The organism is Xanthomonas sp. WHRI 6106, assembly GCF_040202405.1.
Taxonomy (GTDB): Bacteria; Pseudomonadota; Gammaproteobacteria; order Xanthomonadales; family Xanthomonadaceae; genus Xanthomonas; species Xanthomonas cannabis.
On the sequence record NZ_JBEGFC010000007.1, the window covers coordinates 93,298 to 105,997 of the forward strand.

General features: G+C 67.0%; 12 protein-coding genes and 1 pseudogene. 11 read left to right on the forward strand and 2 right to left on the reverse strand.

What is annotated here, in order from left to right; translation table 11 throughout:
- Window positions 1–84 precede the first annotated feature (84 nt).
- A pseudogene (locus tag ABQZ09_RS12060) lies at window positions 85–879 on the reverse strand (uroporphyrinogen-III synthase); the annotation flags it as partial.
- A gap of 197 nt (window positions 880–1,076) precedes the next feature.
- Here ABQZ09_RS12060 and ABQZ09_RS12065 point away from each other — a divergent pair.
- From ABQZ09_RS12065 to ABQZ09_RS12090, 6 genes are all read left to right on the forward strand, one after another.
- Window positions 1,077–1,886: a glycosyltransferase family 25 protein gene (locus tag ABQZ09_RS12065; protein ID WP_184553604.1), complete on the forward strand. Its 810-nt coding sequence runs from the start codon at window positions 1,077–1,079 to the stop codon at window positions 1,884–1,886.
- A gap of 275 nt (window positions 1,887–2,161) precedes the next feature.
- Entirely contained in the window at window positions 2,162–2,632 is a 471-nt protein-coding gene (locus ABQZ09_RS12070; protein WP_349776982.1) for a YiiD C-terminal domain-containing protein, read from the forward strand.
- 30 nt (window positions 2,633–2,662) lie between these two features.
- On the forward strand, window positions 2,663–3,085 hold the full coding sequence (locus ABQZ09_RS12075) for a hypothetical protein (protein ID WP_349776983.1): 423 nt from the start codon (window positions 2,663–2,665) through the stop codon (window positions 3,083–3,085).
- A 76-nt stretch (window positions 3,086–3,161) separates the two neighbouring features.
- A complete protein-coding gene (locus ABQZ09_RS12080) occupies window positions 3,162–3,602 on the forward strand; it encodes a rhodanese-like domain-containing protein (protein ID WP_126936691.1) in 441 nt (146 codons plus the stop codon).
- A 109-nt stretch (window positions 3,603–3,711) separates the two neighbouring features.
- Window positions 3,712–4,224, forward strand: coding sequence for a protein-export chaperone SecB (secB, locus tag ABQZ09_RS12085; RefSeq protein ID WP_039565876.1), 513 nt, complete (start codon window positions 3,712–3,714; stop codon window positions 4,222–4,224).
- 15 nt (window positions 4,225–4,239) lie between these two features.
- Window positions 4,240–5,265 carry an NAD(P)H-dependent glycerol-3-phosphate dehydrogenase gene (locus ABQZ09_RS12090; RefSeq protein ID WP_349776984.1) on the forward strand — a complete coding sequence of 342 codons (1,026 nt, stop codon included), beginning with the start codon at window positions 4,240–4,242 and terminating at the stop codon, window positions 5,263–5,265.
- A 257-nt stretch (window positions 5,266–5,522) separates the two neighbouring features.
- On the opposite strand, the gene ABQZ09_RS12095 is transcribed toward ABQZ09_RS12090, so the two are convergent.
- Window positions 5,523–6,119, reverse strand: coding sequence for an OmpO family porin (locus ABQZ09_RS12095; protein ID WP_039415115.1), 597 nt, complete (start codon window positions 6,117–6,119; stop codon window positions 5,523–5,525).
- Between the two features lie 359 nt (window positions 6,120–6,478).
- Here ABQZ09_RS12095 and poxB point away from each other — a divergent pair, with 359 nt between their 5' ends.
- The 5 genes from poxB (at window position 6,479) to ABQZ09_RS12120 (ending at window position 12,686) form a co-directional block, all read left to right on the forward strand.
- Window positions 6,479–8,188: a ubiquinone-dependent pyruvate dehydrogenase gene (poxB, locus tag ABQZ09_RS12100; RefSeq protein ID WP_349777046.1), complete on the forward strand. Its 1,710-nt coding sequence runs from the start codon at window positions 6,479–6,481 to the stop codon at window positions 8,186–8,188.
- Window positions 8,189–8,237: 49 nt separating this feature from the next.
- On the forward strand, window positions 8,238–9,680 hold the full coding sequence (locus ABQZ09_RS12105; RefSeq protein ID WP_349776985.1) for a sensor histidine kinase: 1,443 nt from the start codon (window positions 8,238–8,240) through the stop codon (window positions 9,678–9,680).
- On the forward strand, window positions 9,665–11,011 hold the full coding sequence (locus tag ABQZ09_RS12110; RefSeq protein ID WP_349776986.1) for a sigma-54-dependent transcriptional regulator: 1,347 nt from the start codon (window positions 9,665–9,667) through the stop codon (window positions 11,009–11,011). Before ABQZ09_RS12105 ends, ABQZ09_RS12110 begins: the two co-directional genes overlap by 16 nt.
- Before the next feature lie 188 nt (window positions 11,012–11,199).
- Window positions 11,200–11,961, forward strand: coding sequence for a hypothetical protein (locus ABQZ09_RS12115; protein ID WP_349776987.1), 762 nt, complete (start codon window positions 11,200–11,202; stop codon window positions 11,959–11,961).
- Between the two features lie 101 nt (window positions 11,962–12,062).
- Window positions 12,063–12,686 (forward strand): hypothetical protein, encoded by a 624-nt coding sequence (locus tag ABQZ09_RS12120; RefSeq protein WP_349776988.1) that lies wholly within the window; start codon window positions 12,063–12,065, stop codon window positions 12,684–12,686.
- Window positions 12,687–12,700 lie beyond the last annotated feature (14 nt).

Genomic DNA, 12,700 nt, shown 5'->3' on the forward strand with positions numbered 1-12,700 from the left:
CACAACGGGCGCAGGCGCCGCAGTCATCCCACACAGCATGGCGTGCGCCGGCAGACGCCCGCAAGCTGTGCTTGAGTTCGCAGTTCAGCAAGGTCGCGACAATGTCACGACGGCAGCTGCCGCAGCGGCCAACTGCACCGGCAGTGGGCCCTCTGCACGCGCCACGTGGGTGAAACCGGCGGCCTGCGCTGACGCGAGCATGCGATCGCTGGACGCCACCACTGGCTGTTGCCACCATGCCTGGACCAACGCATGCGGAAGTTGCTGCAGCACCAATGCCAGCGCCTCGGCACTGCTCAGGGCCAGGACGCTGCGCGGCATTGCGGCGGCCAGTGCCTTTACTTGCCCGGCGCGCAAGGGCAGCGCGAGGCGTTGGTAGACATCGGCGCGCAGGATGCGCGCGCCACGCTGTTCCAGCGCGGGGGCAAGCATGCCGCGCCCGCCCGGTGCGGTGACCAGCCCCACCGATGACAGTGGCGGCTGGAACAGCGGCAGGGCGAGCAGGCCTTCGCTGTCCATGCGGGACGGGCGCACCACCTCGTCGATACCGCAGGCATGCAGGGCGCGCGCGGTGCCGTCGCCCACGCTGACCCACTGTGCCTGCGGCGGTCGCTGCAAGGGCGCAAGCCGATGTGCTACCTGGACTGCGGCCGGGCTGGTGAACACCACGATCGGTGCCCGCAGCGCCTGGTGCAGGGCAGTGCGTGACTGGTCGGTGTCATTCGGTGTCAGCCGCCACGGCGACAGGGCAAGGACGCGGGCGCCATGGCGCGCGGCGGCACGTCGCAGCGGGCCGTGTTCACCGCTGGGCCGCAGCGAGATCAGGGTCCAGGCAGCGGTGGCAGGGACAGGGCGGGTCATGGGGCGATTATGCGAGAGCTGCCTGGCCGCTGTGCGGGTGCAGCGCGACGGCGATGTCGCGCTCGGCGATTTGTTCGCCCTGGCCTGTCATTCCAGGACGTACCCGGGCCCAGCCTGGCCCGGATCACTCCGAGACTTGACGCGCATTTCCACCCCTCTTGCAAATACGCGCAATCGCGCCACGATCCGCCACGACAATCGAGCTGGAGCGGCGCGTGATCAAGTCCTACCTCATCAACATGCAGCGCAGCGGCGACCGTCTGCAGGCGATGTCGGCGCGGTTCCAGGCGCTTGGCTTGCCGTTTGAGCGTCTTCCGGCCGTCGATGGCGCCACCTTGAGCCCGGAGCAGATCGCCGATTTCGTGCGTGAGCGCCCGCTCGAGGGATCCGGCGATGCCTACAGCGCCGGCCCCCGGAGATGGACCGCCTCCAATATCGGCTGCTTTTTGAGCCACCACGCCGCGTGGCGTATCGCGGCCGAGTCCGACGATGCCTACACCGCCATCTTCGAAGACGACATGCATCTGTCCGATGCGCTGCCGGTGCTGTTGCGCAGCACCGACTGGCTCCCGCCAGGCAACAGCATCGTGCGGCTGGAGCCGTCCTACAACCGGATCAAGCTCGATGCCAAGGTCGCCGACGTGGCCGGGCGCCAGCTGCGCTTGGTGCGTCCATCGCCTCACCAGCATTGCTGGCCGGTGTGCGCCGGTGCGTTGATCATCAGCCGCGATGCGGCGCGCCTGCTGCTGGCGGCGCAGACGCGCTGGCACACCATGGCCGACATCTTCCTGTTCGGCTGGAACGAATCGCCGGTGGCGCAGCAGCTATCCACCTACCAGCTGTCGCCGGCGGCCTGCATCCAGGACAAGTTCTTCCACGCAGCGCCGGAGCAGATCGTGTTCACCAGCACCATCGACGCACCGCTGACCCAGGCGCAGAAGCAACGCAGCGCGCATTGGAAGGCCAAGGCGACGGCCCTGTTGCGCGTGGCGCAGGGCTATCGCAAGGTGGGGTTCGCACCTTGAAACGCCGCTGCAGCACGCGTGCGCATTGCCGATGGCGGAGCCGTCGCGCATGTGCACGGAGCGCGCATGCGGGCCGCATCTGCGCGTGCAGGAGTGGTGTCCGACCGGCGATTGGCGCGGGCAAGCGCTCCTGTTCGATGTGGCATCGGCGGACACGACGCGCACCGCAATGCTGCACGCGTTCACCATGCGGTACCGCATGTCATCGAACAGCACAAGACGCTTGCCGGACATTGCGGCATGATGCCGCCCTTCGCCGTCTTCCTGCCTTTCCGATGACTCCTTCGTGCACGCTCGTCTCCGCCCTGCAGTCGCTGCAGCAGCAGTTCATCGCCATGCCGCCGGTGCTGTCGATGGGCATTGCCGTCGACGGGCTGCACGACGGCGCGCTGCGCCTGCGCGCGCCGCTGCGGGCCAACGTCAACGACAAGGCCAACGCGTTCGGCGGCAGCCTGGCCTCGCTGATGACCTTGGCTAGCTGGGGGTGGCTGACGCTGCAACTGCAACTGGCCGGGCACGAAGCCGACGTGTATGTCGCCGACAGCCAGCTGCGCTACGTCGCGCCCGTCTATGAAGAACTCGTGGCCGACGCCGCGCCGGCCGAGCTGGGCGGTTGGGATGCGTTTCTGTCCACCTTCCGGCAGCGCGGCAAGGCGCGTATCGGCATGCGCGCGCAGATCGCGCTGGGGTCCGGCGCGGCAGCGGCCACGTTGAGCGGGCGCTTCGTGGCGTTTCCAAAACGGTAGGATGCGGGCTGGATGGAAGGGGGATTACGCATGCGTGCAGTCATTGGAGCACTCGTCCTGCTGGGGCTGGCGATGCTGAGCGGGGTGGCCAGCGCGGGCAGCCGCGCCCAGGCGCGCGCGCTGGAAACCACCCAGGCCGCCTACACGGCGGCAGTGCGCTGGAGCGATTTCGATGCTGCGCAGGGTTTTGTCGAACCAACCTATGCGCAGGCGCATCCGCTCAGCGACCTGGAACGTTCGCGCTACGAGCAGGTGCAGATTTCCGGTTACCGCGAGCTGCGCGTGGGCGAAGACGCCAATGGCGACCTGCGCCGCGAGGTCGAACTGCGCGTGATCAACCGCAATACCCAGGCCGAGCGGCTGGTGCGCAGCATCGAGCTGTGGCGCTGGGACGCCGAGCACAAACGCTGGTGGCTGGCCAACGGCCTGCCCGACCTGTGGAAGGGCCAGTAGCCCGGCCCTGCGCGCGCTGGCCGTCGCGTGCGCCAGCTGTGCGACAATTCCCGCCCGCTTGACTGACCCTGACCCCGTGAATTTCGAAGAGCTGCAGGCCTTTGTCGGCCGCAACCCCATGTTGTCGCTGGCCCTGGTGGGCCTGACCATCGCCCTGATCGTCACCGAGGTCGCGCGCCTGTTCCGTGGGTACCGCGCACTCAAGCCGGCCGAGCTGACCCGCCTGATCAACAGCGAAGACGCGCTGGTGATCGACCTGTCGCCCACCGCCGATTTCGAAAAGGGCCATATCGCCGGCAGCCGCAACGTGGCGCTGGCCAAGTTCGACCCGGCCAGCAAGCTGCTGGCCAATGCCAATGCCAAGGCGTCTCCCGTGGTGGTGGTCTGCCGCAGCGGCAACACCTCTGCAGGTGCGGCCAAGACGCTGAAGAAAGCCGGCTTCGAGAAGGTGTACTGGCTCGAAGGTGGCATTGCTGCCTGGCAGATGGCCGAGCTGCCACTGATCAAGGGCCGCTGACCCGCCTTGTGCGGTCCCCCGCAAGCCCCCATTGCTGGCATGAGAGACTTGCACTTTCACGTCTGCATCACTCAACGCTGCATCCACCGAACCGTTTCTGGAGTTAGGAATGTCCGACGAAATCCTCAACGGCGCCGCTGCGCCGGCCGACGCCGCTGCTGGCCCTGCCTTCACCATCGAAAAGATTTACGTCAAGGACGTGTCCTTCGAATCGCCCAATGCACCGGCTGTCTTCAATGATGCCAACCAGCCCGAGCTGCAGCTGAACCTCAACCAGAAGGTGCAGCGCCTCAACGACAACGCCTTCGAAGTCGTGCTGGCCGTGACCCTGACCTGCACCGCCGGTGGCAAGACCGCCTACGTGGCCGAAGTGCAGCAGGCCGGCGTGTTCGGCCTGGTCGGCCTGGAGCCGCAGGCGATCGACGTGCTGCTCGGCACGCAGTGCCCGAACATCCTGTTCCCGTACGTGCGCACCCTGGTCAGCGACCTGATCCAGGCCGGCGGCTTCCCGCCGTTCTACCTGCAGCCGATCAACTTCGAAGCGCTGTACGCAGAAACCCTGCGTCAGCGTCAGGGCGAAGGCACCTCGCTGGCCGATTCCGAGCCGGCCGGCAACGCCTAAGCACTGTCTGCGCCGATGAGCGAGTCGACCCGGAAAATCGCCGTGCTCGGCGCCGGCTCCTGGGGCACGGCGTTGGCTGCGCTGCTCGCCAGGCACGGTCATCCGACCGTGCTGTGGGGACGCGATGCGGCGATGGTGGACACCATCGACCGCACCCACGAGAACGCGCGTTACCTGCCGGGCATTCCACTGCCCGACAGCCTGCGTGCCACCACCGACCTGCAGGCAGCGATTGCCGATGCCGCCTGGATCCTGGTGGTGGTGCCTTCGCATGCCTTCACCGAGACCATCCGGCTGATTGCACCGCTGCGTCCGGCCAACGCCGGCGTGGCGTGGGCAACCAAGGGCTTCGAGCCTGGGTCCGGGCGGTTTCTGCATGAAGTGGCGCGCGATCAGCTCGGCCCGGCCGTTCCGCTGGCCGTGGTGACCGGGCCGTCCTTCGCCAAGGAAGTCACGCTCGGCCTGCCGACCGCCATCACCGTGCACGGCGACGATGCCGCGTTTGCACAGGTCGTGGCCGATGCCATGCATGGCCCCACCTTCCGCGCCTATACCGGCGATGACATGGTGGGCGCCGAGCTTGGCGGCGCAATGAAGAACGTGCTCGCCGTGGCGACCGGTGTGGCCGATGGCATGCAGCTCGGCCTCAATGCGCGTGCCGGCCTGATCACCCGCGGCTTGAACGAGATGTTGCGGTTGGCTGCGGCGATCGGCGCACGTCCGGAGACCTTGATGGGTTTGGCTGGCCTGGGCGATCTGGTGCTCACCTGCACCGGCGATCTATCGCGCAACCGGCGGCTCGGATTGGCGTTGGGACGTGGGCAGAGCTTGACCGATGCAATCCGCGAGATCGGCCAGGTGGTCGAGTCGGTGCAGACCGCCGACGAGGTGATGCGGCAAGCCGAGCAGCATGGTATCGAACTGCCGATCTCCAATGCCGTGCGCGCCGTCCTGCACGGCGAAATCACGCCGGAGGCCGGTTTGAAAGGCCTGCTGGCACGCGAGCGCAAGCCCGAGTACCCGCACACCTTGTTTACCTGAGTGGAGCCAGCGCGCCGCGTGCGCTGCGCAGAATGCAAAAGCCCGGCACCGCCGGGCTTTTTGCTGTAACCGACGAGGGCCGATGGCGCTGCGATCACGATGCGCACGCGGTGCGTTGCCCGAACGCCACGCCGAATGCGGCATCTGACGCCAACTGCTGCTGGCTTCACCGATCGCACAAAAGAAAGAAGCCCGGTCGGGGGACCGGGCTTCCGATGCAGCGCGGGAGAGAGTCGCGCTGCAGTCAAACGTGCGGCTTACCAGCTGAAGCGCGGGCCGACCGACCATTCCTTGTTGCCGTCGCCATCCATACGGATGTCGCCGTTGATGCCCCAGTTCTGGTTCAACTTCACCTGGGCGCCGAGGCGGCCGTAGAAATTGTCACCGATGTCGATGCCGCGCTTCTTGGAGAAGTCTTCGTAGCCAGCCAGGGCATAAACTTCGAAGTGCTCGCCAAAGGCGTTACGCAGACCGGCTTCCACGCTGTAGCCGTCGAAGCTGATGTTCGGGGTGTCCAGGTCCAGCTTGCGGTAGGCAACGCGCGCAACGAAGTCGGTGCTGGTGGCGATCTCGTGGTTGTAACCCACGCCCACGCCCCACTGCTGGAAGTCGGAGTTCGAGCTTTCGAATACGTTGTCGTTGTCGTCAGCGTTCTGCTTGCTGTAGTCGCCAAACACGTGGAAGTTCGGAGCAACGGCGTAGGACGCCTTCAGGCCCCAACCGTCGGCGTCGCGACCTTCGGTCGGCGTACGCACGTAGTCGCCTTCGACGAAGTTGTAGGAGAGATTTTCAGCAGCGGAGGCCGCAAACGGCAGGGCTGCGAGGAGGCCGAGGGCCAGCAGTGAGTTCTTCATGATCGATACCTGTACTTATGGTTTGGGCCGGCGCTGAGGCGGATGCCGTTCGCTGCCGAGATGTAAATTCTCCGTTATTCGATGGAACGCGACATGAATTCAGGACTGACCAGTGAATGAATCATCGCGCCAGATTCAGCTGCGCTTTCTTGTAGCGCTCAGGCGATGCGCGTAGCGCACGCGTAAAGCGTGACGGCATGAAGGTTATGCGGCGCAAATGTGAGATGCGTGTGGAGAAATGCAAAGTCCCCGCGATTCCCGCTGCTTCCGCATGTCAGCACATTGTACTGACATCGCCGCTGGGAGCATTGCACGTTCCTGGATGAGTGCGGAGCTACATCGTGGCGAAGAAGAAGACGTTGGCGCGGTTTCTGGCCGAGACACTGCAGAGCGCGGGGGTGGAGCGGATCTGGGGTGTGACCGGCGACAGCCTCAACGGCCTGACCGACGCGCTGCGCGAGATGCAGACCATCGAGTGGATGCACGTGCGCCATGAAGAAGTTGCCGCATTTGCCGCAGGCGCCGAAGCGGCGGTCACCGGCGAACTGGCGGTATGCGCGGGAAGCTGCGGGCCGGGCAACCTGCATTTGATCAATGGCTTGTTCGATTGTCACCGCAGCCGCCAGCCGGTGCTGGCGATCGCCGCGCACATTCCGTCCTCGGAGATCGGCCTGAACTATTTTCAGGAAACCCATCCGCAGGAGCTGTTTCGCGAGTGCAGCCACTTCGTGGAACTGGTGACCAACCCGGCGCAGTTGCCGGAGGTGCTGCACCGGGCGATGCGCTCGGCCATCCTGCAGCAAGGCGTTGCCGTGGTGGTGATTCCCGGCGATATCGCCCTGCTGGAAGTGGACAAACACCTGTCCAGCGCATGGCCGGCGCTGCGTGCGCCACGCGTGCTGCCCGCCGCGCAAGACGTGCAACAGCTGGCCGAGTTGCTGCAGCAGAGCAAGGCGGTCACCTTGTTGTGCGGCAGCGGCTGTGCCGGTGCGCACGATGCGGTGGTGGCACTGGCCGATACGCTAGGCGCGCCCATTGTGCACGCGCTGCGCGGCAAGGAATACGTGGAATGGGACAACCCCTTCGATGTGGGCATGACCGGCTTGATCGGCTTCAGTTCCGGCTACCACGCAATGCTCAATTGCGACACCTTGCTCATGCTGGGCACGGACTTTCCGTACCGGCAGTTCTATCCGAAGGACGCCACCATCGTGCAGGTGGACCGCGACCCGAGCGCGCTCGGGCGGCGTACGCCGTTGCAGCTGGGCATTGCCGCGGATGTCGGTGAAACCATCGCCGCGTTGCTGCCGCAGCTGCAGCGCCGCGAAGAGCGCGGGTTCCTTGAAAAATCACTTGCGCACTACCGCAAGGCGCGCGAAGGTCTGGACGATCTGGCGGTGCCGGCCGACCCGGGCGAGCCGCTGCACCCGCAGTTCGTGACCCGGCTGATCAGCCAGATTGCCGATCAGGATGCGGTGTTCACCTGCGATGTCGGCACGCCGACGGTGTGGGCTGCACGCTACCTGCGCATGAACGGCAAGCGGCGCCTGCTGGGCTCCTTCAACCACGGCTCGATGGCCAACGCGATGCCGCAGGCGCTGGGCGCACAGGCGGCATTCCCGGGGCGCCAGGTGATCTCACTGTCCGGCGATGGCGGCTTTGCGATGCTGATGGGCGACTTCATTTCGTTGGCGCAGTTGAATCTGCCGGTGAAGATCGTCGTGTTCAACAACGCGTCGCTGGGATTTGTGGCGATGGAGATGAAGGCGGCCGGGTATCTGGATACCGGCACCGAGCTGCGTAATCCGGACTTTGCCGCGATGAGCAATGCGATGGGCATCCTCGGCATTCGTGTCGATGAATCGGCGCAACTGGAACGTGCATTGCGACAGGCCTTTGCGCATTCTGGTCCGGCGCTGGTGGATGTGCGCATCGCCACCCAGGAACTGGCGGTGCCGCCCGCAATCAAGCTCGAACAGGCCAAGGGCATGGGGCTGTACCTGCTCAAGGCGGTGATGAGCGGGCGTGGCGATGAGGTGATCGAACTGGTCAAGACCAACCTGCGTTAATTCAGTTGCACTCGCGCACACTGGCCGCCCTCTTCAGGCCGCTTCGTCCATGCCCCGTTCGCTGCTAAGGCAACTGTTGCTGATCTGGGTGGTGGTCGTGGCCGCCTGTCTGGGCGTGGCCACGATGCTGTACGGCTTGTACCGGCAGACCGAAGGAGTGCGGCTGGAGGAAGCGCGGCAGCAATTAAGCGGGCAATGCGCGCGCATCGTGCAGCGCTATGTCGGGGCGAGCGAGGCGGCGCGTACCGGCGACGATGGCGTGGGCCTGGCTGCGGTGGTGGTGCACCTGGTGCTGGCCGATGCGCCAGGTGTGGAAGGTGGCGTGTGGGACCTGCACAAGGGCTTCGTTGCCTACGCGTACCCCACTTACGACGGGAGCGACCACAAGACCGACATTCCTGCTGCGGAATGGACCACCATCGTCAACACCGCGCGGCAGAGCGTGAGCGAGGACACGCCGGTGCACTACCGCCGCGACGGCAGCCGCGAGGTCCTGTTGATCAGCGCCTGTCCGTTGGCATCGCACAGTGCGGCATGGACGATGACGCGGGTGCCGGCCAGCAAGGCCGACGCGTGGCGGCCGCTGGTCGTCGGCATGCTGTTGATCTTCGCGATGGTGGCGGTGTCGGCCATTGCGCTGGGCGTGGTGGTGCGGCGCTGGCGCCAGCGCCTGCAGCGCATCGAGCAGGCGCTGGCCGCCGACACCGAGACGCCGCAGATCCCGCCAACCGGTACGCCGGAACTGGATCGGCTGGGCGCGGCGGTCAATGACTATGCGCAACGCACGGCGCAGGCGCTGGTGCAGACGCGCAGGTTGGCCGACGAACTGTCGCGGCACGAACGCCTGGCCGCGCTGGGCCGGATGACCGCCACGGTGGCGCACGAGATTCGCAACCCCATCGCCACCATGCGGCTGGCGGTGGAGAACGAAATCGCCCAGCGCGAGGCCACCCCCGACTCGGCGGCCCATGCGGAGGTGATGTTGGCGCAGATCCGGCGCCTGGACGGGGTGGTCGAGAGCCTGCTCGGCATGGTGCAGCCGATCCGCCTGCACCTGGAGACGGTGGTGGTGCAGGACTGGCTGGCCACGCTGCTGGAGCCGAGTCCGTTGCCGCCGGGCACGCCGCCGCCCCGCTTGCTGCTGCCGGCTGCGCCGCTGCACTGGACCCTGGACCCGCAGCAGCTGGGGCGCGCGGTGCACAACCTGCTGCGCAATGCCGGGCAGCACGCCGATCCGGGCAGTGCGATCACGCTGCGGGCGGCAGCGGTGGAAGGCACGCTGCAGCTGCAGGTCTCCAACCACGGCGCTGCAATCGCCGAACCGATCGCCGCGCAGTTGTTCGAACCATTCGTCAGTGGCCGTAGCGACGGCAATGGCCTGGGGCTGGCGCTGGTGCGCGAGATCGCGCGCGCGCATGGCGGGCAGGCGCGCTACGCGCATGCCGACGGGCTGACCCATTTCATCCTGGAGTTGCCATGGCGCGCATCCTGATCATCGACGACGATGCCGCGTTTCGCATGACCCTGCAGGCCACCTTGCGCTCGCTCGGGCACACGGTGGTCAGCGCCGAGAACGGGCCGGACGGGCTGGCCCGGCTGAGCGAAGGCGGGATCGACATGGCGTTCGTGGATTTCCGCATGCCGGGCATGGACGGCATCGCGGTGCTGCGTGCGCGTCAGGACGATGCGCAGGCGCGTCAGGTGCCGCTGGTGATGCTCACCGCCCATGTGTCCAGCGGCAATACCATCGAGGCGATGACGCTGGGCGCTTTCGATCATCTGGTCAAGCCGGTGGGCCGCGCCGACATCGTCGAGGTGGTGCAACGTGCGCTGCTCAGTCGCGCCGACGCGCAGGCTGCAGCAACGCAAACGCCACGCGCGCCAGACGAGGACGACGACGCGCTGGTGGGACACAGCCCGGCGATGCGCACGGTGCACAAGCGCATCGGGCTGGCGGCGGCGTCCGAGTTGTCGGTGTTGATCACCGGGGAAACCGGTACCGGCAAGGAGCTGGCCGCACGCGCCCTGCATCGCGCCAGCCCACGTGCCAACGCGCCGTTCGTTGCGGTCAACTGCGCAGCCATTCCGCTGGAGCTGATGGAGAGCGAGTTGTTCGGCCATCGCAAGGGTGCGTTTTCCGGCGCCGGCAGCGACCGTCTGGGGCTGATTCGTGAGGCCGACGGCGGCACGCTGTTCTTGGACGAGATTGGCGACATGCCACTGCCGATGCAGGCCAAGCTGCTGCGGTTCCTGCAGGAAAGCGAGGTGACGCCGTTGGGTGGCAGCGGCCCGCAGAACGTGGATGTGCGCGTGCTGGCCGCCACCCATCGCGACCTGGCGGCCTGCGTGGCCGATGGACGCTTTCGCAGCGATCTGCGTTACCGGCTCAACGTGGTGCCGATCGAGCTGCCGCCGTTGCGCGAGCGTGGCCAGGACATCCTGCTGCTGGCCAGACACTTCCTGGGCGCCAGCGCAGCGCGCGCGCAGCGCCTGTCGCCTGCCGCGCAAGAGCGCCTGCTCGCGCACAGCTGGCCCGGCAACGTGCGCGAATTGCGCAATGTCATGCAACGCAGCCAGGTGCTGGTGCGCGGAGCCAGCATCGACGCGGCCGATCTGGACGAGGCACTGGCCGAGGTCAGCGAGCCGCCGCCCGCCAGTGCGCCGGAGCCGATCGGAACCCTGCCGGAGGCCGTCGCACGGCTGGAGAAACAGATGATCCAGTCCGCCCTGGCGCAGAGCCGGGGCAATCGTGCCGAGGCCGCGCGGCGGCTTGGAATCCACCGGCAATTGCTCTATCGCAAGCTGGAGGAATACGGTCTGTAACGCATGCGCGGAGTGATCGCAGATAGCCGGCAGGTGTCCCCGAAGCGGACAGGGTGGATGAAATGCAGACGTCTCCGCTGCGCAATCTGATTGAAAAAGTCCTGTAAAAACAGGAATTTAAAGGTTGGCATGATTGCTGCTTTGCTTGTCGGCACGCGGCTCCTTTCCCCCGCGCTGGAGACATTCCCATGATGCGTCAGACCGTTCTTGCAATTGCCCTGGCCTGCACCATCGGCGCCGCTGCCGCCCAGGTTGCCGCCCCGCCACCGCCGCCCGCCCCCAATGGCCCGGTCGGCAGCCCGCCGGCCCCGCCGGCCCCGCCGACCCCCGTCGCCGCCACGCCGGTGCGCGTGAGCGGGAGCGTGGAGCGCTTTCTGCTCAATCCCAATGGCGATGTCGACGGCCTGTGGTTGCGCGACGGCACCCAGGTCGGGTTTCCACCGCATCTGTCCACCGCGGTGAAGGCGGCTGTGCGTAGCGGCGACAACGTGGTCGTGCAGGGCTTCCGCCTGGGAAATCTGCCCGTGCTGCGGGCCAGCTCGATCCGCTCCGGCCGGAGCGGCCGCGAGGTGGTCGACCGCCCACCCGCCTTCGGCGCTCCGCCACCGCCGCCGCCGACCCCGGGCCAGCTCACCCCGCTGCAGTCCGACGGCACGATCCAGCGCCTGGTCTATGGGCCGGCCGGCGAGGTCCATGGGGCGCTGGCCAGCGATGGCACGGTAGTGCGGATGCCGCCGCATCTGGCGCTGCAGTTCACCGACCTGCTGCGCCTGGGCGCACCACTGAGCGCCAACGGATTCGGTGTGGCCACCCCGGACGGTCGTGCGATCGAGGCCACCCAGGTGGGGCGCGACCGCGCCTCGCTGCGTGCGCTGTTCAGCGCGCCGCGTCCGGACGGCCCGCTGCCGCCACCGCCGCCGGGCGCCCCGGTTCCGCCGGCCGGCCGTTGAGCCGGACTGCACGTTTCGTGTGCGTTGTCCCTCCGTTGGCCACGCCGAGCGCGTGGCCAACGGCTGAACCGGCGTTGCCGGTTTCTTCTTCGGAGTATTCCATGCATTGGGTCGACCCTGATTTCCTGCCCGCCACCCACGGCACCCTGGCGCGTTTCCTGCTCAATCCCAAGGCCGATATCGACGGCCTGCTGCTCACCGACGGCACCGAGGTGCACACGCCGCCGCATCTGTCGGCCGCGCTGCTGAAGGCGCTCAAGCCGGGCAGCACGCTCACCGTGCGTGGCCTCAAGCCGCGCGACGTGGACATGCTGGTGGCGCTGGCGATCGATCCGGATGGCGGCAAACGCATCCTCGACGAAGGCCCACATGCGCCGCATGCCAAACCCAAGCCCAAACCGCCCGGCAAGCCGCCCAAGCCGGAGGTCAGCCGGCACAGCGGCACCATCACCCGGCTGCTGCACGGCCCGCACGGGCAGGTGCACGGCGTGCTGCTGGACGATGCGGTCACGGTGCGGTTTCCACCGCATGCCGGTGCCGACTTCGCCAGGCAGCTGGTGGTCGGCAAGCCGCTGCTGGCCGAAGGCGAGACCAAGGCCACGCCGCATGGTGTGCTGATCCATGCCCATGCCCTGGGTGGCAAGGCGGCGACGCTGAAGCAGATCGCGCATCCACCGCACGGCCCTGCGCATAAACCCAAGCCCAAGCCCAAACCCAAACACTAGGAGCCGGACATGCA